22 protein-coding genes are annotated in these 22742 nt (G+C 68.4%); 10 read left to right on the top strand and 12 right to left on the bottom strand.

The annotated features are described in order from the left end of the window. Positions 1–6: 6 nt before the first annotated feature. The 11 genes from ACIPV5_RS02925 to ACIPV5_RS02875 all read right to left on the bottom strand — a co-directional run bounded on the left by ACIPV5_RS02925 (position 7) and on the right by ACIPV5_RS02875 (position 14790). Positions 7–1014, bottom strand: a complete 1008-nt coding sequence (locus ACIPV5_RS02925) for a hydroxyacid dehydrogenase (protein ID WP_400339578.1) — start codon at positions 1012–1014, stop codon at positions 7–9. Beyond that, on the bottom strand, positions 1011–1922 hold the full coding sequence (locus ACIPV5_RS02920; RefSeq protein ID WP_187249078.1) for a carbohydrate ABC transporter permease: 912 nt from the start codon (positions 1920–1922) through the stop codon (positions 1011–1013). The genes ACIPV5_RS02925 and ACIPV5_RS02920 overlap by 4 nt, the downstream gene beginning before the upstream one ends. Continuing rightward, positions 1919–2872 carry a carbohydrate ABC transporter permease gene (locus ACIPV5_RS02915; protein ID WP_187249079.1) on the bottom strand — a complete coding sequence of 318 codons (954 nt, stop codon included), beginning with the start codon at positions 2870–2872 and terminating at the stop codon, positions 1919–1921. The genes ACIPV5_RS02920 and ACIPV5_RS02915 overlap by 4 nt, the downstream gene beginning before the upstream one ends. Before the next feature lie 66 nt (positions 2873–2938). Further along, on the bottom strand, positions 2939–4234 hold the full coding sequence (locus ACIPV5_RS02910; protein ID WP_400339575.1) for an ABC transporter substrate-binding protein: 1296 nt from the start codon (positions 4232–4234) through the stop codon (positions 2939–2941). 100 nt (positions 4235–4334) lie between these two features. Beyond that, positions 4335–5444 carry a substrate-binding domain-containing protein gene (locus tag ACIPV5_RS02905; RefSeq protein ID WP_400339573.1) on the bottom strand — a complete coding sequence of 370 codons (1110 nt, stop codon included), beginning with the start codon at positions 5442–5444 and terminating at the stop codon, positions 4335–4337. 211 nt (positions 5445–5655) lie between these two features. Next, positions 5656–7128: a lipase maturation factor family protein gene (locus ACIPV5_RS02900; RefSeq protein WP_400339570.1), complete on the bottom strand. Its 1473-nt coding sequence runs from the start codon at positions 7126–7128 to the stop codon at positions 5656–5658. A 190-nt stretch (positions 7129–7318) separates the two neighbouring features. Further along, complete coding sequence (locus ACIPV5_RS02895) at positions 7319–9619, bottom strand: GEVED domain-containing protein (protein WP_400339567.1); 2301 nt, start codon at positions 9617–9619, stop codon at positions 7319–7321. Between the two features lie 288 nt (positions 9620–9907). Further along, a complete protein-coding gene (locus tag ACIPV5_RS02890) occupies positions 9908–10825 on the bottom strand; it encodes a glycine betaine ABC transporter substrate-binding protein (protein ID WP_053098368.1) in 918 nt (305 codons plus the stop codon). Positions 10826–10902: 77 nt separating this feature from the next. Next, on the bottom strand, positions 10903–11931 hold the full coding sequence (locus ACIPV5_RS02885; protein WP_056277616.1) for a proline/glycine betaine ABC transporter permease: 1029 nt from the start codon (positions 11929–11931) through the stop codon (positions 10903–10905). Then, complete coding sequence (locus ACIPV5_RS02880; RefSeq protein ID WP_053098367.1) at positions 11931–13235, bottom strand: glycine betaine/L-proline ABC transporter ATP-binding protein; 1305 nt, start codon at positions 13233–13235, stop codon at positions 11931–11933. The genes ACIPV5_RS02885 and ACIPV5_RS02880 overlap by 1 nt, the downstream gene beginning before the upstream one ends. 433 nt (positions 13236–13668) lie before the next feature. Then, positions 13669–14790 carry a class I SAM-dependent methyltransferase gene (locus tag ACIPV5_RS02875; RefSeq protein WP_400339562.1) on the bottom strand — a complete coding sequence of 374 codons (1122 nt, stop codon included), beginning with the start codon at positions 14788–14790 and terminating at the stop codon, positions 13669–13671. 61 nt (positions 14791–14851) lie between these two features. Here ACIPV5_RS02875 and ACIPV5_RS02870 point away from each other — a divergent pair, with 61 nt between their 5' ends. From ACIPV5_RS02870 to ACIPV5_RS02835, 8 genes are all read left to right on the top strand, one after another. Further along, on the top strand, positions 14852–15508 hold the full coding sequence (locus ACIPV5_RS02870; protein WP_320489487.1) for a TetR family transcriptional regulator: 657 nt from the start codon (positions 14852–14854) through the stop codon (positions 15506–15508). After that, positions 15505–16488 carry an ABC transporter ATP-binding protein gene (locus ACIPV5_RS02865; protein WP_400339558.1) on the top strand — a complete coding sequence of 328 codons (984 nt, stop codon included), beginning with the start codon at positions 15505–15507 and terminating at the stop codon, positions 16486–16488. Before ACIPV5_RS02870 ends, ACIPV5_RS02865 begins: the two co-directional genes overlap by 4 nt. Further along, positions 16485–17285, top strand: coding sequence for an ABC transporter permease subunit (locus ACIPV5_RS02860; RefSeq protein WP_400339555.1), 801 nt, complete (start codon positions 16485–16487; stop codon positions 17283–17285). The genes ACIPV5_RS02865 and ACIPV5_RS02860 overlap by 4 nt, the downstream gene beginning before the upstream one ends. 101 nt (positions 17286–17386) lie before the next feature. Continuing rightward, positions 17387–17785 (top strand): GntR family transcriptional regulator, encoded by a 399-nt coding sequence (locus ACIPV5_RS02855; protein ID WP_072590463.1) that lies wholly within the window; start codon positions 17387–17389, stop codon positions 17783–17785. Beyond that, positions 17782–18699 (top strand): ABC transporter ATP-binding protein, encoded by a 918-nt coding sequence (locus ACIPV5_RS02850; protein WP_400339552.1) that lies wholly within the window; start codon positions 17782–17784, stop codon positions 18697–18699. The genes ACIPV5_RS02855 and ACIPV5_RS02850 overlap by 4 nt, the downstream gene beginning before the upstream one ends. After that, the gene (locus tag ACIPV5_RS02845; RefSeq protein WP_053098360.1) at positions 18699–19385 is read left to right on the top strand and encodes a hypothetical protein; all 687 of its coding nucleotides are present in this window, start codon (positions 18699–18701) and stop codon (positions 19383–19385) included. The genes ACIPV5_RS02850 and ACIPV5_RS02845 overlap by 1 nt, the downstream gene beginning before the upstream one ends. Before the next feature lie 158 nt (positions 19386–19543). Continuing rightward, positions 19544–20680: an aromatic acid exporter family protein gene (locus tag ACIPV5_RS02840; protein ID WP_400339550.1), complete on the top strand. Its 1137-nt coding sequence runs from the start codon at positions 19544–19546 to the stop codon at positions 20678–20680. A 95-nt stretch (positions 20681–20775) separates the two neighbouring features. Continuing rightward, entirely contained in the window at positions 20776–21234 is a 459-nt protein-coding gene (locus ACIPV5_RS02835) for a GyrI-like domain-containing protein (protein WP_053098358.1), read from the top strand. Between the two features lie 3 nt (positions 21235–21237). On the opposite strand, the gene ACIPV5_RS02830 is transcribed toward ACIPV5_RS02835, so the two are convergent. Beyond that, complete coding sequence (locus tag ACIPV5_RS02830) at positions 21238–21456, bottom strand: SCO4848 family membrane protein (protein ID WP_394195029.1); 219 nt, start codon at positions 21454–21456, stop codon at positions 21238–21240. Between the two features lie 153 nt (positions 21457–21609). Here ACIPV5_RS02830 and ACIPV5_RS02825 point away from each other — a divergent pair, with 153 nt between their 5' ends. Together ACIPV5_RS02825 and ACIPV5_RS02820 are read left to right on the top strand one after the other, a co-directional pair. Next, the gene (locus ACIPV5_RS02825; protein ID WP_233277273.1) at positions 21610–22236 is read left to right on the top strand and encodes an RNA polymerase sigma factor; all 627 of its coding nucleotides are present in this window, start codon (positions 21610–21612) and stop codon (positions 22234–22236) included. Next, positions 22233–22715, top strand: coding sequence for a hypothetical protein (locus tag ACIPV5_RS02820; protein ID WP_056275923.1), 483 nt, complete (start codon positions 22233–22235; stop codon positions 22713–22715). The genes ACIPV5_RS02825 and ACIPV5_RS02820 overlap by 4 nt, the downstream gene beginning before the upstream one ends. Positions 22716–22742 lie beyond the last annotated feature (27 nt).

The raw sequence follows: 22742 nt of genomic DNA, 5'->3' as shown, positions 1-22742 counted from the left end.
GCGCGGTCAGGCGGTGATGGCCAGCAGTTCGGGTTCGACCTCATACGCGAGCGGTTCATCGCGAGTGATCCGTCCGAGCTCGTCGAGCATCGCCCGCGACAGGCGCTCGAGCTCCACTCCGTACGACCCGGCGATGTGCGGCGTGAGCAGTGCATGGTCGGACGAGTACAGCGGGTGGTCGGATTCGAGGATCCACGGCACCGTGACGTCGAGGATCGCGAACAGCTCGCCGGCGAGCACGCGTCTCGTCAGAGCCTGCTGGTCGACGATCTCTCCGCGAGCCGTATTCACCAGGGTCGCCCCGCGCGGCATGGAGGCGATGCCCGCGGCATCCACCAGATCGAACGTCGACGGCAGCGACGGCGCGTGCACCGAGACCACTCGGCTGGTACGCAGCAGCTCGTCGAGCGACACCGACGTGACGCCCAGGGCCGCGGCGTCGTCCTCCGTCAGATACGGGTCGTAGACGACGACCTCGAACGAATATGCACGCAGCATGTCGATGACCATCCGACCGATCTTCGACGCGCCGATGATGCCGACGCGCTGACCGAAGTTACCCAGTCCGGGGAATGCGGCCTCGATGTCGAACTCGTCCTGCACCCGGCCATAACGGCGAGCGATCGGCAGCACCTGCTTGCCCGCGAGCACGATCATCGCGACGGCGTACTCGGCCACCGGCACCGCGTTCGCCGCGGCGGCGGAGCTCACGCGCACACCGCGCTCGAGAACGACGGGATCGAGATACGGCTTGACCGTGCCCGCCGCGTGCAGCACGGCCTCGAGGCGAGGGGCCTGGTCGAGCACCGAGGCGTCGATGCGCGGCGCTCCCCACCCGGTCACCAGGACTTCGGCCTGCGCCAGCACGGCGCGGGCCGGGTGGGAGGTGAACTCGGTGAGGACACCGGCGACATCGGCGATGGTCTCATAGTCGCGCATGACCCTCTCGGGGAACACCCGCTCGCGCACCGACGCCGTCATCGCGAAGGCGATCACGGGGCGCCGAGCGCTCACTTGACGCTCCCAGCCGAGAGGCCGGATCGCCAGAACCGCTGCAGCATCACGAACGCGATGATCAGGGGGAGCACGGAGACGAACGAGCCGGCGATGACGAGCGTCGAGAACTCGGGGTTCTGCTGCACCTGGCTCTGCCACAGCGCGATGCCCACGCTCGACGGGAAGAGATCGCGGTTCTGCAGCATGATCAGGGGGAGCATGAAGTTGTTCCAGATGGCCACGAACTGGAACAGCGCGATCGTGACGAAGCCCGGCACCAGCATCGGCATCCCGACCTGGAGGAAGCTGCGGATGGGCCCCGCCCCGTCGACCCTCGCCGCCTCGAGCGTCTCGGCGGGCAGATAGCCCGAGGAGAACACGCGGGCGAGGTAGACGCTGAAGGGGTTGCACAGTGTCGGGATCAGCACAGCCCAGATCGTGTTGGTCAGGCCGATCGATGCGGCAAGCAGATACAGCGGGATCACCGTGGCCGTGTTCGGGATGAGAACGCCCACGAGCACCGACGCGTACAGCCCGCGCTTGCCGCGGAACTCGAACTTGTCGAACGCGTACCCGGCCATCAGTGAGACGAACCCGCCGACGACGGCTCCGATCCCCGCGTACAGGATGCTGTTTCCCAGCCACCGCACGAAGATGCCGTCATCCTGGGCGAGCAGTCGCTGCAGGTTCACGACGAGATCGCTGCCGAAGGCGAAGGCGTTGCCCGAATAGAGCTCCCCCGCATCCTTCGTCGCCGCGAACACCAGCCAGAGCAGCGGCAGCACCATGTAGGCGGAGCCGAGCACCAGCAGTCCGTTGACGCCGACCTTCGCGGCGGTGCGACGTCCGCTATGCCGCGGGCGTGTGCCTGTCGGACTCGTCGAGCGAGGAGAGTGCGATGTCGGTCGATCGATCACGGCGGTCATCGCGTCGGCTCCTTCGAGGTGAATCGGGTGACGACCCACGACAGCAGACCGGCGAGCAGGGCGAGGATGATCGAGGCGGCAGCCGCCTGCGGCAGGTTGTTGCGGTTGAACGCCGCGTCGTAGGCCCACATGTTCGGCACCCAGGTGCTGGTGACCGCGGTCGTGGCGGACGAGAGGATCTTCGGCTCGGTGAACAGCTGCAGCGAGCCGATCACCGTGAAGAGCAGCGCGACCCCGAGCGCGGGCCAGACCAGAGGCGTCTTGATCGAGAGCGCGGTGCGGATCTCCCCGGCACCGTCGACCTTGGCCGCCTCGAGGATCTCACGGGGCACCGCCTGAAGCGCGGTGAACAGGATGATGACGTTGTAGCCCGCCCACTCCCACACGGCGATGTTGACCATCGACGGAAGCACGAGCTGCACCGACAGGAAGTCGATGCCGATGCCGCCGGACTCGAGCGCCTTGACGATCGGGCTGACGCCGGGCGTGTAGAGGTACGCCCAGATGAGTGCGGCGATCACACCGGGAACGGCGTGCGGCAGGAAGAGCAGCAGCTGGAACGCCCGTTTGGCGTAGGCGACTGCCGAGTCGAGCAGCAGCGCCAGTACGAGAGCGACAGCCAGCAACGTCGGCACGTACAGCAGGCAGTAGATCGCGAGCCGACCGAAACCGTCCGTGAACGTCGAGTCGCTCAGCACCTCGACGTAGTTGCCGAGCCCGACGAACTCGACCGTCGCGCCTCCGAAGCCGAGTCCGCTGCGCTTCTCGGCGAAGAGGCTCATGCCGATCGCATAGATCACCGGGGCGATCATCGTCAGCGCGAAGAGGAGGAAGAAGGGGATCAGGAAGACGGATGCGGTGCGTCCGCCCGTTCCGGGTATCGTCTTCCGCGCGGTGCGCCGTGCGGTGCGTTCCGCGGTGCGCCTCGTGGCGGATGCCTGAGTCGTCATGGTCTGTGTCCTTCGATCCGTATCGTCGGGCGGGTGTGCGTGGACGCCCGCCCGACGATGCACCGGCTATTCCGTGATGTCGAGGCCGAGCTTCTCGAGCCCGTCGACCGTGGACTTCTGCGTCGAGGTGAGCGCGTCAGACAGCGTCGGCGACGCCGTGACCGAGTCCTTCAGCGCCGTGGCGGTGAGGTCGTACTTCGGCCCCCACGCCCACTCGCCGAGGTTCGCCGATGCCTCATCGAAGACCTCGTAGATGTCGTTGCCGTAGTAGTCCGTCGGTGCGACGGATGCCGCGACATCGTTGAGTCCGGGGTAGGCGAGGTAGGCGGTGCCCACGGCACCACGCGCCTCGATCGCATCCGGCGAGGTGACGAGCCACTCGAGGAACACGGCCGCAGCCGCTGCGTTGTCGGAGTTCTCAGGGATCGCGAAGCTCGTTCCGCCGCTCAGCGCACCGCTGGGCTCGCCGTCCCACGAGGGAGGGGCCGCGGCGATCCACCTGCCCTCCTGACCGGAGGCTTCGGTGCGTGTCTTCAGTGCCGAGGCGCTCCACGATCCGCCCACCCACGCGTTGACCACGCCGCTGTTCAGATCGGCTGTCCACTCATCGCTGAAGCCGAGCTGTTTCTTCACCAGTCCCTCATCGATCAGGCGCTGCCAGTAGTCGGCGACCTCCTGCGACTCGTCGTCGTCGATGGCGACCTTCCAGCTGTCGTCCTCGACGGAGAACCACTCGGCGCCCGCTTGCCACGACATCGGCGCCAGCTGAGGCTCGTTGGTGAAGAAGCTCGTGAGGTAGGCGTCGGGGTTCACGGCCTTCACCGCGCGTGCCGCGTCCTCGAACTCGTCCCACGTGGTCGGCACGTCGACGCCGGCGGCCTCGAGCACGTCCTGGCGGTACCAGATCACCATGGGCGGTGCGTCGTAGGGGAGTGCGTAGGCGGCGTCGCCGAACGAGACGAGGTTGCGCACCTGCTCGTCGTACTCGCCGAGCACGTCGCCCGAGACGAGGCCGTCGACCGGCGCGAGCTGTTCAGCCGCGACGAAACCGGGCAGCCGGTCGTACTCGATGCCCACGACGTCGGGACCGCTGCCCGATTCGATGGCGGCGGAGAGCTTGGTGTAGCCGCCGTTCGCCCCGTTCGGGATCTCCTCGAAGTTGACGGTGATGTCGTCCTGGCTCGCGTTGAACGCGGCGGCCACGTCGGACATGCCGCTGAGAAAAGACCAGAACGTGACTTCGCCCGTCGGGGTCTCGGTGGCGACGGGGTCTGCGGCGGGGCCTCCGGCCGCGCATCCTGCGACGAGAGCGGAGGTGGCGGCGAGAGCCACCACAGAGAGGGAAGTTCGATGCAGGGACATCGCGGGTTCTCCTTTGAATCGTTGACCGTGCGAGTTCGATCATTCGTCACGCCGAACGATTCACCAACCGAAGTGGGCGGTTTCTAACAGAACCTAACAATCAGACGGGGCGCACGGTCGATTCCCTGACGACCAGGGCGGGCAGCAGCGCCATCCGCACCGGTGTATGCGCGGCCCCCTCGGGCTGCTTGAGCCGATCCACGCACAACCTCACCGCGGCGTGGCCGAGCTCGTGCTTCGGTGGCGCGACCGCCGTGAGCGGAACCGTCGCGAAGGCCGCGACCTCATCGTCGTAGGCGACCACGGCGAAATCCTCGGGCACCCGCAGGCCCTTCTCGATCACCAGATCGAGAAAGGCCATCGCGTCGGCATCGCCGAGGAGGATCGCTGCGGAGACCCCCTCGGACAGACAGTCGTCGAGCAGATCGCCGAGCTCGGCGATGTTGGCATTGTCGCCGAGCTGCGGGTGCGACAGATCGCGGCGGAGGGCGCGTGTGGAGTGCTGATCGAGCGATCCCATCGCCCGCCGGAACCCCGCGTCCAGCCCGGCGACCGTCGCAGACGGCCTGGCGGCGAGCGCGATCCGGAGGTGCCCCTGCTGCACGAGGTGGCGCACCGCGACCTCCGCGCCGTGGGCATGATCCGTGCGGACCCACTCGAGTCGTCCGGCGAGAGGATCCTCGACGGAACGCTCGACCATCACCACGGGAAGATGGGTCTCAGCCAGCATCCGCTGCAGTCGCGAGTCGGGGGTGAGGGTGTCCTGCGGGGTGATCATCAGGGCATCCACTCCGCTCGCGATCAGACGCTCGGCCTGGCGGAACTCCTCCTCCTCGGAGTAGTTCGTCGCGCCGACGACCAGTCGGCAGTTCGACTCATGCGCGGCCTGACTCGCTCCCCTGATCACCTCGGGGAAGTAGTACTGCGTCGTCGGCACGATCATCCCGATCGTCGCGACGGGTCTCGGTCGCGAATCGCCGCGCTCACTGTCGCGGGACTGCTGCTGCGCCACGGCGAGAGAGAGCGCGCCACCATGGACGCGCACCAGCAGCCCACGATCCTCGAGTGCGACGAGATCACGCCACACGGTCATGGTCGTCACCCCCAGCCGCACGGCGAGCGCGGCGCTCGACAGCGAGCCGCGCATCTCGAGCTCGCGGAGGATCGCATCGTGACGCGCGGCGGCGGGCATCAGACCTCCGATGGGCATGCTCGAATCCAACAGAATCCAACATAGCCCGCGTGAATCGCTCCTAGCGTGCGAAGGAGATCTCGCGCTCCGACGGAGGGGATCACCGCATCTGTCCTTCGTTACACGTGATCCCCTTCGCTGCGGATGCCGGAGGCCGGATGCCGGATGCCGGGCAGCGGATGCCGGATGCCGGATGCGGATGCGGATGCCGGATGCGGTGCGCCGCGGCCTACCGCAGCCCGAGGGGACCGAGCACGACGGACTGGCGCGTGCGCACCCACACCCCGGCGCCGTCGCGCCGTTCGGCCCGCGTCGCGAAGCGGTAGCGGTATGACACGGCGCGCACCCACCGCGGCGGCTCACCGTCGAACGGGTCGGACCGCAGCAGAGCGAGCGTCGGAGCATCGGCCTCGAGCAGTCGCAGCAGGAAGACCGTGAACCAGTCGTCGAGCGAACGGCCGAGCGGCAGGAACCACATCAGCCAGTCGAGGCGCAGGTGGTACGGCGCGAACTGCCCCGGGATGCGTCGCACGTCGCCCGGCTTTCCCTTGAACTCGTACTCGCGCCACAGCAGACCGTCGTCGTCGACCGATCCCTCGACGACGATCTCGACCCGCTGCTTCGTGACCGTGCCGAACGCTCCGTAGGCGTTGCCGATCTGCCACCGGTTGAAGCTCGCGTTCATCAGCTGCCGCCGCGCGAACAGGTTGCGCAGGGCGGGCCCGCTCAGCGCCACGTCGAGCACGCCCACGGCCGCCGTGAGCACGAACCAGTACAGCGGGATGCCGGGCCACAGCGTGTCGTCCATCGCATCGTCGCGCGGCGCCGCGCCCACCCCCGGCAGTCCGATCGCCGAGAAGGCGATCACGATCGTCACCCAGTTCAGCCAGGCGAAGTTGCCTGTCGCGACGAGCCACACCTGCGTCGCGATCATGATCGCCGCGGCCACCGCCCCGACGATCTGGGGCACGGGCCCGGGAATCCAGACCGACAGCAGCGGAGCGAACACGAAGAAGGGCACGACGAGCTGCGCGACGTGGTTGCCGACGACCTCGGCGCGATGGAACCACCGGGGCAGCAGATGGGCCTGCCTGCTGAGCGGCCCCGGCATGGGCTGCGTCTCGTGGTGATACATCAGCGCCGTGAGATCACGCCACTCCCGCCCGCCGCGGATCTTGATCATGCCGGCACCGAACTCGACACGGAACAGCAGCCACCAGAACAGCACGATCACGACGGTCGGCGGAGGCTGATCGTTCGAGCCGAGGAAGGCGGCCAGGAACCCCGCCTCGAGCAGCAGCATCTCCCAGCCGAACGAGTAGAAGGTCTGACCGATGCTGACCACCGACATGTATCCGAGCCACAGCGCGAGGAAGCACAGCATCGGCACCCACGGCGGACCCCACTGCGGGATGCCGACGACCAGCGCCGCGGACACGACGATCCCTGCCCCGCACAGCAGTCCGAGCCTGCGGTCGGAGTACCGGACGCGGAGGAAGAGGGTCGGATGCAGCATCCGCCGCCGTGACTCCTTCTGCCCGATCCAGTCGAGCAGCGCCGGTGCCGGCAGCAGCCCGTGCTCGCCGAGCAGCGGTCGGAACTGGTTCAGAGTCGAGATGAACGCGACGAGATAGAGCGCCGCGACGCCCCGTTGCAGGACCTCGCGGGCGAACCCGAAGTCGACCGCCGCGAACCCGTCCACGGCCACAGGCTAACCCCGGGTGCGACAGGTCGAAGAGGGGGTTGCGCGTGTCGGGTGGCGCCGTGTCGGGAGTCGCCGTGTCGGGAGACGACCAGCGATCGGGAGGAGAACGGCGATCGGGAGGAGGATCCACCGGGGACCCCCCTCCCGACCGCAGATCTCCTCCCGATCGCCGACGACTCGACCCGGGTCAGCTGACGGCGTCGAGCACTTCCTCGCGACGCCCACGCCGTGCCCGACGGATCTCCAGCGCGACCACGCCCGCGATCGCGAGCGCGATCAGCAGACCTCCGGTGAGCGTGAAGCCGTGCGTCCCCGTTCCGCCCGCGGCCGGCAGCTCGAACACCGGCACGTCCCGCACCGACACCGTGCTGCCGGCGAGGGTGACCTGCGGACTCGACTGGCCGTCGGCGATCGACAGCACACCGGCCGCCGACACGATGATCTTCACCGGCTCGGCGAGGAGTGAGAACCCTTCCGGCGCCGTCGTCTCTTCGAGCCAGTACGTGCCAGGGCGCAGGCCCGCGGCGGTGAACAGCCCGACCTCGGCCCCGGCGATCAGCCCGGGAGTCACCGGCGCACCGGGAAGCCCCGCGGCGTCGGCGAGCAGCCGGAACCCCGACCCGTCCATACGCACCCAGTCGCCGTTGACGTCTTCGCCGAGCTTCTCGACGATGAGCGAGGCCAGCACCTCACGCGTGGTCGCGTGGGCCGGATCGGTGTCCGTGACCCGAGCCCCGCCCGACGCCGGCTGCCCTGAGGCGGTCGCCGTGTTCTTGTGCAGCACGCCGCCCGTGGTCGGGGCGGGGTAGGTCGCGGTGAACACGACCGACTCCCCCGGATCGAGCGTGCCGTCCCACGCGCCGACGGGAAGGATCGAGGCGGCCGCGATGACGTCATCCGCGAGCTGCACGGCGGTCAGCACGACATTGCCCGTGTTCGTGACCCGGAACTCGAACCTCATCGCCGATCCGGCGTCGACGGCGACTCCCGGCGCGGTGTTCGCGTCGTCGCCGTTCACGAGCTTGACGACCTCGATCGCGGGTGCCGCCGCGGCGAGGGTGAGGATGTAGTCCTCGACCTCACCGGACTGCGAGATGCCTCGCGGGTCAGCCACTTCCGCAGCGGTGAACGACGTGCGCAGACGCAGGTACGTGTCACCCACGACGGCCGTGCCCGGCACCGTCCACGAGAGGTTCACCGAGGTCGCACCGGCGAGGAAGGCGGCCTGCACCCGCTCGGTCGCATCGAAGATGCCGTTCTTGTTGAAGTCGATCCATCCGGCGACCGTGCCGGGCGACGTGGTGCCCGACAGCGGGATCGGCAACGAGTACGCGGTGCCGCGGATCGCGCGCGGAGCCCGGATGCCGTCGGCGATCGCGTCATCCGTGTCGAGCGAGGCTCCTGCACCGGCGTTCGGCGAGAGCGTCGGCTTGGCCGTCGCGTCGGCATCCGACGTGATGCCCGCACCGAGGCGCAGCGGACCCTGGACGTGCACCGCGGCCTGAGCGGCGTCGTAGCTGCTCGGCGCGTCGCCCATGTCCTCGTGCAGCCGGATCGAGAGTCGGATCAGGTCGCCGAGGCTCTTGCCCGGGTCGTAGGTGTTGTACCCGTTCGCCCAGCCATCCGCCGCCGGCGCCCGCTGGATGTGCGTGCCGAGATTCATGGTGACCGTCTGGAAGGTGCCCTTCAGCACGACGGAGCCGCAGCCGGCGAGCGCGGTGCTGGTCATCGTCCGCCCAGCCAGCTCGGCCGCAGTGGGGAGCATGGTGTTGCACCGCGAGCTGCTCGTCTTCGTCGCAGCGGTGAGCGTGGTGGGGGTGACGCTGAGGTTCTGCGCGCCGGCGATCGGAGCGAAGGTCACTCCGGGTGTCACGATGTCCATCTGCATGGCGATCCAGCCCGCGGCTGTGCGGTCACCATCGGCATCCGTCTTCATCGTGAATCCGTTGCCGGTGATGATCTCGCAGAACGTGTCGGCTGTATTACGCTCCTCCACGCACTGGGCGTAGCCGCCGAGACCGGAGATGTCGATGATCGGATCCGTGACCGCGCGGCTGAATGCCACGGTGAGGGTGCCGTTCTTGTTCGCGCAGTAGCCGGAGAAGTCCAGGCCGTCGCACATGCCGGCGCCCGCCTCGAGTCCTACCGTCGGCGTGGTCGCGACGTCCAGGCCGGGCGCGAACATCGCGTTGGTCGCGCCGTATCCGTTGTGCGGCGTGGTCGCCAGGAACTGCACGCCGGCCGAGCCCGACTTCGTGGTGGCCGGGTTCACCGTCAGTGTGGCCGTGACTCCGCCGCGGTAGTTCATGGTCGCGCTCGTCGCGGTGCGCGTCGTGCTCAGCGCTTCCTCGATGGCCTCTGCCGGCTGCTGCGTCATCGGCAGCCCGCCGGCGAGCAGGATCGCGCCCATGAGCGCGACTCCGAGGATCGTTCGGAGGCGACGGCGCCCTCGGGGTACGCGTGCGGATGCCGGTGCGGGTGCTGTCATGAGGTCCTCGAATCACAGGGATATCTCGCAGGAGTTCCGGGATCCGAGCAACGGACGGATGCGCATGGCAATCAGCCCCGGCGAAGCATGTCTGGGGTGTCGTCGATCTTTCGACGGCACTCACAAGACGTGGGGCTCGCGACATCGTGACGGGGGTGCATGGCCGCTGTTTCGGTACATCAATACACCCGCCCAGACGCAGCGATGGGCGGAGGATCCGTGACAGATCCTCCGCCCATCGGAGGGGAGTCCACCCGCGTGAGGACGGACTCGTTCTCGTGAGTCAGGTCAGCTGACGACCCAGTCGAACTGGTCGCCGTTCTCCTCGAGCCACGCGTCGATGGCATCCGCTTCCTTGCCCTCGCCGTACTCGTTCACGACCATGTCCTCGAGCGAACCGTACTGCTCGTCGTCGAGCTTGATCTGCTCGATCAGCTCGGCGGCCTCGGGGAACTCCTCCGCGAAGCCCTTCGTGCCGAGGAAGTGCAGGGCCTCGGACTCCCCCATCGCACCCTTGGGGTCTTCGAGGTCCTTCACGGGGAAGGCGTCGTTGGCCCAGAACGGACGCCACAGCGTCACGACGATGTCCTCCTGCTTGTCGGTCGCCGACTTCAGCTCGGTGAGCATCGCCGCGGTCGACGAGGTGACGAGCTCGTACTCGCCGTCGAGACCGTACTCCGGCATCATCTTCTGGGTCTGCGCGGTGAGGCCGGCACCCGGCTCGATGCCGTAGATCTTGCCGTCGAGCTCTGCGCCCTTGCCCGCGAGGTCCTCGATCGAGTTCAGGTCGGAGTACTCCGGAACCGCGAGGGTCAGCTTCGCGTTGTCGTAGTACGCGCCGAGGTCCTCGATGTCGTCGCCGTACGTCTCCATGTACTCGGCGTGGGTCAGCTCGGGCCAGGCCGACGGGTACATGTCGACATCGCCCTGCGCCAGGCCGGTGTACAGCGGACCCGCCTCGGTCAGCGTCTTCATCTCGACCGTGTAGCCGATCTTCTCGAGCTGGTCCTGCAGCAGGTATGCGGTGCTGAGTCCGTCGGTCCACGAGGGCAGGAACCCGAGGGTGATCGTGCCCTTGTCGCCCGAACCGGACTCGCTGCCGCCGGTGTCTCCGCCGGTTCCGCCCATGCCGTCACCGCTGCAGCCGGCGAGGGTCAGTGTCGCTGCGGCGCCGATCGCCGCGATGGTCAGGATCTTCTTCTTCATGTGTATGTCTCTCGTTCCGTATATATAAGGTGCTGTGTTGCTGTGTACTGCGTGTTCTCTTGTGCGGAAGGGATGAGTCAGTGCACGCCGCCGCCGACAGGGGCGCGGCGCGGGGAGGCCTTCAGTCGCTCGGCCTCGGCGTCGGCATCCAGCGCGTCGGCCGCGTCGGCCGATGCGGGAGCGGATGCCGTCGCCGTCGTGTCCGCCTCGGCGGATGCGGCATCGAGACGCTTCTGCGTGCGGCGACGCGCCAGCATCCCGAGCAGCGACGAGCGGTTGCTGCCCAGGTCGCCGAGGGCCGCGGTGACGCGGTCGAGGAAGACGGCGATGAGCACGACGCCCAGACCGGCCTCGACGCCCTTGGCGATGTTGATGGTCGAGATCGCCTCGACGACGATCTTCCCGAGGCCGTCGGCGCCCGCCATACCGGCGATGACCGCCATCGACAGCGCGAGCATGATGACCTGGTTGACGCCGGCGAGGATCGTCGGCATCGCGAGCGGGAGCTGGATGCCGCGCAGGATCTGACCCGGCTTGGCGCCGAACGCCTGACCGGCCTCGACGGTCTCGGAGTCGACTCCGCGGATGCCGAGCTCGGTCAGTCGCACACCCGGAGGCAGCGCGAAGATGACGGTGGCGACGAGACCGGGCACGACGCCGATGCTGAAGAACACGATCGCCGGGATCAGGTAGACGAACGCCGGCATCGTCTGCATGAAGTCGAGCACGGGCTTGAGCACCGCGCGCACGGTGGCGTTGCGGGCCGACCAGATGCCCAGCGGCACCGCGATCAGCACGGCGATCACCGCGGCGACGAGCACGAGGGCGAGCGTCTGCATCGCGGGGACCCAGAGGCCCATGGCCACGATCAGACCGAACGAGACGATCGTCCCGATCGCGAGCTGCCACGAGCGCACGAGCCACGCGATGAACGCCGCGATCAGGATGATGACCACGAAATGCGGGCTCAGCAGGGCGCGGGTGAGGCCGTCGACCAGGAAGCTGACCACGAACGAGATGACGTCGAGCAGACCGTCGAGGTTCGTCTTGATCCAGTCGACTCCCGTTGCGACCCAGCTACCGAGAGGAATGCGGAAACCATCCATCAGCGCACCTCCTCCGTCGTCGTCGCGACCGGCAGCGGCTCGGCCGTCCATCCGTCATCGAGCACGGCATCGATCTCGGCCTGCGGCATCGGAAGAAGCGGCAGGGTGAGCTCGCCCGTGGCACCGGGCCCGGGGCCCAGGGCTGCGAGCAGGGTGATGCGTGGGATCACGCCGACGAGGCGCCCCTCGGCATCCACCACGGCCAGAGGCAGCGGCGATTCGACGGAGGGGATGAACAGGTTCATCAGCACCTCGTCCTTGCTGACGCTCTGCGGCGCCGGCTTGATGATGGAGTCGAGGGTCGACACCCCCTGGCGCACGAGCTTGACGGCATCGCGGTCGGTGACGATTCCCAGCAGCTTGCGGTCGCGACCGGTCACGTAGGTGGCCGACATGAACGCGTCGCGCATCTGGCGAAGCGCCGTGCGTGGGCCGGCGGTCTCGGCGACGACCGGGCGCGGGCGCTCCATGACGTTCGCGGCGGTGAGCACGCGAGCGCGGTCGACGTCCTGCACGAACTGCTCGACGTAGTCGTTGGCGGGGTCCGTGAGGATGTCCTCGGGCGTGCCGATCTGCACGATGCGACCGTCGCGCATGACAGCGATGCGGTCGCCGAGGAACATGGCCTCATTGAGGTCGTGGGTGATGAAGACGATCGTCTTCTGCAGCTTCTCCTGCAGCTCGAGGAGCTGCTCCTGCATCTCGCGACGGATCAGCGGGTCGAGGGCGCTGAACGCCTCGTCCATGAGCAGGATGTCGGAGTCGGCGGCGAGCGCACGGGCGATGCCGACGCGCTGCTGCATGCCGCCCGAGAGCTCGGACGGGAGCTTGTCGGCCTGGCCTTCGAGACCCACCAGGGTGAGGATCTCCTCGGCCTTCTTCAGTCGCTCGTCCTTGCCGACGCCCTTGAGCTCGAGCGGATAGGCGACGTTCGCGGCGACCGTGCGGTGCGGCAGCAGGGCGAAGTGCTGGAACACCATCGAGACGCGGTCGCGGCGGATCTCGCGGAGCCGTGACGACGGGATGCCCGTGATCGGGTCGCCGTTCACGATGACGGATCCGTCGGTCACATCGTGCAGGCCGTTGAGCATGCGGATGATGGTGGACTTGCCGGAACCGGAGAGCCCCATGATCACGAAGATCTCGCCGCGGTTCACGGTGAAACTGGCGTCGATGACGGCGGCGGTTCCTGCGTCGCCGACGGCGGATCTGCTCTCACCGGCCTTGAGTCGACGGACGGCACTGCTCGGATTCTTCCCGAACACCTTGTACAGATTGCGCGCTTCAAGAGCGATTTCGGACACGTTTCCCCTGCGGCTCGCCTTCGGGTGGCTGAGCCTGCTTCGGTTACGCCCGGGTGATCCTCCCGGCCGTTTCGAGTTGGAGCTGTGGCGGCGCGGACGGCGGATTTCGGATCCACCGCGATAGAGCATCGACCGTACGTCCACGCCTCTTCGCAGCACAGCACATTCGAATGAAGGACGTGGTCGCGGACTGGTCTTCGGGCCGTCAGGCCCACCAACCAACGTAACGAAATGGCCGGTCAGGGGCAAATCCACGATCCCTAGTGCCGTTCAGTTTCGTCGGCTGACCGGGGGATTGCGCGGGTTTCGGACGCGGTCGCGGCGCGGTTCTGGTCGGCGATTTCGGTCGGCCGTTCGCGCCTGCGTCGGCCCGATCCCGAGCATTCGGCCGCGGGAAGTGCGTGTGACCGAACGACGCCCAGTCGGCGACGGATCAGCGCCGGATGCTGCGCGTGACCGTGAACTTCGGGGTGCGCGCGAGCTGCTCGGTCGCCCCGACGAGCCGGGTCAGTTCGGCGCGGTACCCGAGCGACGAGTTGAAGACCGTGAAGAGCTCTCCGCCGGGGCGGAGGATGCGGGCGGCGGCCTCGAACAGTCGGGTCGCTGCCCCGGTGTGCACGCTGCTGCCGAGGTGGAAGGGCGGATTGAGCAGCACGACGTCGGCGGTCGCGTCGGCGATCTCCGAGCCGGCGTCGTCGTGCATGACGGCGACTCGATCGTCGACGCCGTTCACGACCATCGTGGCGCGCGCCGAGGCGACGGCCGCCGCAGATCGATCGGTGGCGATCACGCGGGATTCCGGGTGCGCGAGGGCGTAGGAGGCGGCGAGCGCGCCGGTCCCGCAGCCCAGGTCGACGACGATCGGAGCCGGGCTCGGCTGTTCATCGAGACCGAGCACCTCGAGCAGAACCCGCGTGCCGATGTCGAGTTTCGCCCCCGCGAACGCGCCGCCGTGCGCGACGAGCACGAGCCCGTCATGCCGCTCCGCGACCGGGAACGGCGGCTCAGCGGGGGCCGGCCGCGGCTCGGACGCGACCACCAGCCGCGACTTCCGCTCGGCGCGCTGCGCCTGCACCGTCTCGAAGCTCCGCGCGAGCACCTCGTTCTGCGTGATGGTCATGTGCTTCACGCGCCCGCCGGCGACGAGCACCACATCCGGGGCGGCCCGACGCGATACGGCATCCGCGATCTCCTCGAGCTCGGCGAGCGCCTTGGGCAGCTGCAGCAGCACGAGCCGCGCGCCGTCGAGCAGAGCGGCGTCGAGCTCGTGAGTGGAGAATCCCGTCAGCCCGAGCTCGTCGGCGTTACGGGCGAGCGCGCGTCGCCCGGTCGCGAGGTCCTGATGCACGCGGATGCCGTCGAGTCCGCCGTCCGTCAGCGCGAGCGTGATCGCCCCGTATTCGTCGCCGATCACCGCGATCTCGCGCCCCGAGAGACCGGAGAACTCCGGCGCCAGCGCGCGCTCGACGAGCAGCAGGTCGGTCGCGTCGTGCGCCTGCAGATTGTCGGCCTCGACGTCGGGCCAGCGGCGCAGGCGGCTGTAGGGGAAGTCCACTCCTCCAGAGTACGAGCGACCCCTCTTGACCGCGGCTGAACATCTGTTTAGTGTGCTGTACATGCGTTCAGCTTCCGACGATCTCACCGCTCGTGCCCGCATCCGCGACACTGCCATCGCCGCTTTCGCGCGCAACGGGTTCGATGCCACCAGCCTTCGCGCGATCGCCACGGAGGCCGGAGTCAGCGCCGCGCTGATCGTGCATCACTTCGGCGACAAGAACGCCCTGCGCACGGAGTGCGACGACTACGTCGTCGGCGTCTTCACCGATGAGGAGCACGACCTCATCACGGCCCCGACCGGCGACCGCATCCGCACCGCGCTGAACGACCTCGGCCGATACGGGCCCTATATCGACTACCTCGCCCGGATGCTGATCGACGGCTCTCCGGCAGCGGATCGGCTGTTCGACAGCTTCCTCGCGAGGACGCGCGATGTGCTCGCCGAGCAGCGCGAGGCGGGGATGCTCGAGCCGATGAGCGACCCCGAGATGACGACGCTGACCCTCACCCTGATCGGCCTGGCGCCGGTGGTGATGCGCGCTCAGATCGCCCGGGCCCTGGGCACCGATCAACTGAGCCCGGCCGGGCTGCGACGCACGACGCTGCCCACACTCGAGCTGCTCACCCACGGCATCTATTCGACGACCGCGCTGCTCGACGGTGCGCGCGAAGCCCTCGGAACAGAGGGTCCCACCCCGGAAGGAGACGCATCATGACCGACACCATCGAGATCGAACGTCTGCACAAGCGCTACGGCAGCCGCGTCGCGCTGCACGAGCTCGACCTCCGAGTACGTCCGGGAACCGTGTTCGGGCTCATCGGACCGAACGGCGCGGGCAAGACCACCACGCTCCGCACACTGGTCGACATCATCCGTCCGTCCTCCGGCACTGTGCGCATCCTCGGCGAGGACCCGCGTCACGGCGGTGCCGCTCTGCGACGGCGCATCGGCTACGTGCCGGGCGAGCTGCACCTCGAGGGGCGCACGAGCGGACACCGGATGCTGGCGTTCTACGCTCAGGTCTCGGGTTCACGGGACTCCGCCGCGACCCTGCGCACCGCACGCGACCTGGGCGACCGTCTCGGCGTCGATCTGTCACGTCCGGTGCGCACCCTGTCGAAGGGCAACAAGCAGAAGGTGGGGCTGATCCAGGCGTTCATGCATCGTCCGGAGCTGCTGATCCTCGATGAGCCCACCAGCGGCCTCGATCCTCTCGTGCAGCGGGAGTTCCTGCAGATGGTCCGCGAGGCGAAGGATGCCGGGCAGACCGTGCTGCTGAGCTCGCATGTGCTCAGCGAGATCCAGCAGACCGCCGACGAAGTCGCCGTCCTCGCGAACGGACGGGTCGTCGCCGACGGTGACGTCGCCTCGCTGCGACTGGGCTCGATCCGCCGGGTGCGCGTCGAGCTCGCGACGACGGATGCCGCGGCCGCGCGCGCCGGCTTCGAACGGGTGCCGGGGCTCACCGGCATCGACGCGCACGATGCCGACGGCATCCTGCAGCTGTCCGGCACGGTCGACGGCGCGATCGACCCGTTCATCAAGGCGCTCGCGCCGTTCGAGGTGCGCGACCTCACCGTCGAGGAGCCGGATCTCGAGGAGTCCGTGCTGCGGCTCTACGGCTCCTCTGTCACTCCGGCATCGGCCCGACCCGCGACCCGACGATCGCGGCGCGACAGGGGGGAGCAGCGATGAACGGCATCCTGCCCGTGTTCCGACGCAGCCTGCGCGAGTCCTGGCGAAGCCTGCTCGGATGGACCGCCGGCCTCGCCGCGGTGCTGTTCCTCTATCTGCCGCTGTACCCGAGCCTCGCCGGAGACGGCCAGCTCGAGGCCATGATCTCGTCGCTGCCGAAGGAACTCGTCGACACCCTCGGGTACGACCAGATCGCGACCGGCGCCGGATACGCGCAGAGCACGTTCTTCGGCCTGATCGGCTTCCTTCTGCTGACGATCGCAGCAGTGACGTGGGGGTCGGCGGCCATCGCCGGCGCGGAGGAGAGCGGACGGGCCGAACTCGACCTCGCGCACGGCATCGGCCGCGGCCGGTATGCGCTGGAGTCGGCCTTCGCCGTCCTCGTGCGACTGCTGTGGCTCGGCGTCTTCTCGGGGCTCGTCCTCTGGGCGTTGAACGACTCGGCCGAGCTCGGCCTCGACGGCTGGCGCATCGTCGGAGCGAGCGCCGCGCTCACCGGACTCTCGTTCCTCACGGCATCCGCCGCTCTGCTCGCCGGCGCAGCGACGGGTCGCCGCATCTGGGCGACCGGCGCCGGCGCAGGGATCGCCGTGCTCGGATACATCCTGCAGGCGTTGGCGAAGCAGTCCGATGACCTCGAGTGGTTGAACGCGCTCTCGCCCTACGCCTGGGTGTACCGTCAGCCGCCCCTCGCCGAGGGCGTGGATGCCGGTGGACTCGCGCTCACCTGGGGCCTGGCCGTGGTCCTCGCCGCAGCTTCGGCCGTCGCGCTGCGCGCCCGGGACCTGCGCGGCTGAGCGCTCCCCACCGCACCAGCCTGCCTGAAACAACTGTTGACACACCCGCGGTTCAGTGGTTACCTACTCTAGTAACTAACCCACCAACCAGCGGAGGACTCGTGATCGAAGAAGGCAAGCCGCTCTTCCTCCAGATCGCCGAGCAGATCGAGGACTCGATCCTCGACGGCTCTCTCGAGGAGGAATCGCAGGCGCCCTCGACGAACGAGCTCGCCGGCTTCTACCGGATCAACCCCGCGACGGCAGCGAAGGGAGTCGCCATGCTCACCGATAAGGGAGTGCTCTACAAGCGCCGCGGCATCGGCATGTTCGTCGCCGCCGGGGCGAAGGATCTGCTGCTCGGCGAGCGCCGTGCCGCATTCGCCGACCGCTACATCGAACCGCTCATCGCGGAGGCCCGCACACTGGGCCTCGGCTCCGACGACCTCGTCGCGCTGCTGCACGAGCGCGCGACCCAGACACAGCAGAACGACCAGACAGAAGGGAAGACCACCGCATGACCGCCGTCATCGAGGTCCAGAACCTCACCAAGCACTACAAGGAGAAGAACGCGCTCGACGACGTGTCGCTCAGCCTCGAGGGCGGCGCGATCTACGGACTGCTCGGCCGCAACGGCGCGGGCAAGACCACGCTCATGTCGATCCTGACCGCGCAGAACTTCGAGTCCTCCGGCACCGTGCGCGTCTTCGGCGAGCACCCCTACGAGAACACGCACGTCCTCAACCGGATCTGCTTCGTGCGCGAGAGCCAGAAGTATCCGGATGACGCCTACCCGCGTCACGCGTTCAAGGCGGCGAGCCTGTTCTTCCGCAACTGGAACCAGGAGCTGGCCGACGAGCTCATCGAGCAGTTCCAGCTGCCGATGAAGCAGACCATCAAGAAGCTCTCCCGCGGACAGCTCTCGGCCGTCGGGGTCATCATCGGCCTGGCGTCGCGCGCCGAGCTCACCTTCTTCGACGAACCGTACCTGGGGCTCGACGCGGTCGCCAGGCAGATCTTCTACGACCGCCTGCTCGAGGACTACGCCGAGCATCCGCGCACGATCGTCCTCTCGTCGCACCTGATCGACGAGGTCTCGAACCTCATCGAGAAGGTCATCGTGATCGACAACGGCAAGATCCTCCTCAACGAAGACACGGATGCCGTGCGCGACCGCGCCGTCACCGTGGTCGGCGATGCGGTCAAGGTCGACGCGTGGGCGGCAGACCGTGAGGTCCTGCACCGCGAGGCGCTCGGCCGAGTGGCATCCGTCACCGCGCTCGGGGCGCTGTCGGCCGCCGAGCGCGCCGAGCTCACGGCATCCGGTCTCGATCTGGCTCCGGTGTCGCTGCAGCAGCTGATCGTCCGTCTGACCCAGAAGGCCGAGGCGGGCGCAGCCACCAGAGCCTCCGTCGCGAAAGAGGAGGTGCGCTGATGCGACGCACACTCAACGTCATCCGTCTGCAGCTCATCAACCGTCAGACGTTCATCTGGGTGCCGCTGATCATCCTCGGCTCCGCGGTCGTGATCTCGGTGCTGATCTACGCGATGATCCCCGTCGACACCCCCAAGTACGGCGGTGGCGGCCAGGCTCCGCTCTGGTACTTCTTCGCGATCGGCCTCTCGGCCATGACACTCACCTTCCCGTTCTCGCAGGCGATGAGCATCACGCGGCGCGATTTCTTCTTCGGCACGCTGCTCACCGCGATCCTCGGCAGTGCGCTCATGGGCGTCGTCTTCCTGATCGGCGGCGGAATCGAGACGCTGACGAACGGCTACGGCGTGAACGGCTACGTGTTCTACCTGCCGTGGCTGTGGGAGGCGGGTCCGCTCGGAGCGTTCACCGTTTACTTCACGCTCGCCCTGTTCCTGTTCGTGGTCGGCTTCACCGGTGCGACGATCTACAAGAGCTGGGGACCCACCGTGCTCACGATCGCGGGCGTCGGGCTCGGTCTCGTGCTCGTGGGTCTCGCGTTCCTCGCGACGAGGCTCGAGCTGTGGGACGAGGTGTGGCGGGGCATCCTCGACGCCGGAGCTCTCGGTCTCGCACTGTGGGGTCTCGTCGTGACCGCGGTGCTGGCGGGCATCTCGTTCCTCGCGTTCCGCCGGGCCATCCCCTGATCGCCCGCTGGTCGCTCGACGCCGGTCGCTCCGAAGAGGGGCGGCCGGCGTCGACGCGTCGCGACCGCTACTCGCCCTCGCCGCCGGACGCAAGCACATGCGTGAACGGATGCCGAGCGGCTAGCGTCACCCTTCGGGGAGGATGACGAGAGGATGCCGTGACGAACATCAGGACACGAATGCGCGCGCGCCGTCCCGGCATCGTGCGCTCACTGCGCGAAGCGGTCGACCCGGCCCGGCTGCTGCTCGTGGCCAAGACCGCTCTGGCTGTCGGACTCGCGTGGCTGATCGCCCCGCACATGCCCGGCGTCACCGACGAGTACCCGTACTACGCGCCGCTCGGCGCCCTCGTGAGCATGTATCCCACGCTGATGGGGTCGGTGCGGTCGGGGCTGCAGACCCTGCTCGGACTCGCCACCGGCATCGGGCTGGCAGCGATCGTCGTGCTCACCGTCGGCCCGACGTGGTGGACCATCCCGGCCGTGGTCGGCATCGGCGTGCTGGTCTCGGGAACGGGGTGGTTCGGCGTCGGCCGCGAGTACGTGCCCATGGCCGCGCTCTTCGTGCTGATCATCGGCGGCCAGAATGCTGACGACTACTCGATCGGATACCTGGTGCAGACCGCGGTCGGCGTCGTCGTCGGACTCCTCGTGAACCTGGTGATCGCGCCGGCGCCGCTGACCCTCGCCGCCGCGGCCAAGGTCGACGCGTTCCGCACGCAGTTGAGCGAGCACCTGCACGACATCGGGTCGGCGGTCTCGGAGTCGTGGCCGCCCGAGCACCAGCAGTGGGCCGATGATGCGGCCTCGCTCGCCGACACGACGTCGGAGCTGCGCACGGCCCTGTCGGAGGCCGACGACAGCCGGCGAGGCAACCCACGGGCGCTGGGACGACGGGGGGAGACGCGACACATCCACGCCGAGCTCGCCCGGCTCGACAGGATCGCGCATCTGATCCGCGACATCTCGGACGAGATCGCCGACACCATATGGGATCGCCCAGGGGCTCTGGTGCTCGACGCGGCGCTGCCCGAACCGCTGTCGAACGCGTGCCATGCCGTCGCCGAGGTGATCGCCCAAGAGGATCCCCTGTCGCCCGAGGATCACCGTGTCAGGGGTGAGGCCGCGCGCGCCGTGAGGCTGCTGCTCGAGACCGTCGACGACCGGACCATCGACGCCCGCCGCTCGATGGGGCCGGGAGTGCTCGCGGCCATGCACCTGCGGCGCATCCTGATCCTCAGCGGCCACCGCGACGAGGACGAGGACGAGGACGAGTCGGACGACGAGGCGGGATAGTCGGATCCGGCGAGCGACCGGATCGACGACGGTAGCCGATGTCCGTGCCCCTGCGTAGGATCGGCGGCACGCACCCACGACCTGAGGAGACGACGATGTCCGCCGAGCAGATCACCGAGAAGCCCCTTCCCTACGTCCGCCTCGCGGCGCTGACCCAGAGCGTCGCCTCACAGCCCGAGGTCGCGGGGGTGGTGGGTCCGCTGTTCGATCAGGTGGCCGATGCGATCGTCGCGTCGGGCGGAGAGCCGGGGCTCCCGATCGCGGAGTACGACATGAACAAGCACGGCGTGCGCATCACGGTCGGCTTCACCTATGACGGGCCGGCGATCGACGGCCTCGTCATCGTCGAGCTTCCCGCCGTCGACGATGCGTTCACCGCCACGCACCTCGGCACCATGGCGACGATCGATGACAGCTGGCATGCGCTGAACCAGGCGATCGCCGCGCACGGGGCGACGGCGCAGGGCGCCTGCCGTGAGGTCTATCTGCAGTCGGAGTCCGAAGATCAGGCCGACTGGATCACCGAGCTCCAGCAGCCGGTCACCCGCAGCTGATCGTCAGAGCGCTCCGGCGAGCGCCGCGATGCCGACGATCACCGAGACGAGCGCGAGCACCAGGGCGATCGCGATCAGCACGGCGTGCACCTTGAGGAACGCCGTCGCCTTGCCGTCGGTATCCCGTGCCCGCGGGTCGGTCGCGACGCGCTTGTAGAAACGGGGCCACACCAGCACGTTGAAGGCGGCGTTGAGGAAGAGCACGACGGCGAGAGCGATCACCACTCCACGCTAACGCCCGCGGCACGGGTCGCCGGACACCCGGCATCCGTCTCCCCGGGACGGAATCCCGCCAGAACCCCGAAAAAACATACCGAGTCCATGTATCAGGAGCCTCTTGCCGTGCTCCTTACCGGTGTGATCACAATGGGACTCATGATCGACGGCGCACCCGACGGCGCCGCCCTCGATCCTGCACCGGACGACGGAGCAGCACGCTGGAGGCGTGCCGCCGAGTTCTTCGACGCATGGCGGGACGGCGAGAGCCGCGCGATGGACGACCTCGTGCGGCTGATGACGCCTGTGCTCTGGCATGTCGTGCGCGCCTACGGACTCGACCGCACACTGGCCGAAGACGTCGTCCAGACCACGTGGCTGCAGCTGGTTCGCGGGCACCGCTCGATCAGTGATCCGAAAGCGGTGTCGGCCTGGCTGACGACCACCGCTCGCCGCGAGGCCTGGCGTGCCGGGAAGGCCCAGAACAGGGTCGACACGACCGAGTCGGATGCTCTCGACGCACTGCTTCCCACGCAGCAGTCGGCCGAGCACCACGCCACCGTCGGCGACGAGAAGCGACGGCTGTGGGCAGCGGTTCACCTCCTCGCCGACCGATGCCAGCGACTGCTGCGAGTGATCGCCTTCGAGGAGCGACCGGATTACGCCCGCCTCGCCGCCGATCTCGCGATGCCGGTCGGCAGCATCGGCCCCACCCGCCAGCGCTGCCTCGCGAAGCTGCGCGAGCTGCTCGACGCACCGACACCACGAACGGAGGGCAGCTCATGAGCGAGAACGATCGCGCCAACGGCGGCGACAACCATGAGGATGCCGAGCTGTTCGCGCAGCTGCGTTCGCTCTGGCGCGACGTCGACCCGATGCCGGCCGCCCTCATCGACCGCATGATCGCGGCCGTGGCAGCCGAGGGGCTGTCGGAGGAGTACGCGCTGCTCACCCTCATCGAGGAACCGCTCGGAGCCGTTCGCGGCGACGCCGACGCGCTCACCCTGCAGTTCAGCGACGGCACCACCAGCATCCTGCTGCACGTCACGCGCACGGCGAGCGGTGCGCACCGGGTCGACGGCTGGGTCGACTCGATCTCGGGTGCGATCGAACTGGCTCAGGGCGAGAGCATCCGCACGACGACCGCGAACGACACCGGCCGCTTCCTGTTCGACGACGTGCCCGACGGGTTGACCCGCGTGCGCCTGAGCACCACGGTCGGCGACCAGGAGCGCACTCTGTCGACCCCGCAGTTCGAGTTGTGATCCACCGCGGGGCGACCCGCGCATGAC

Source organism: Microbacterium sp. NPDC090014, from assembly GCF_044748285.1.
Classification (GTDB): Bacteria; Actinomycetota; Actinomycetes; order Actinomycetales; family Microbacteriaceae; genus Microbacterium.
Note: the sequence above shows the minus strand (reverse complement) of the source record. Positions and strands in the feature narration are given on the sequence as shown.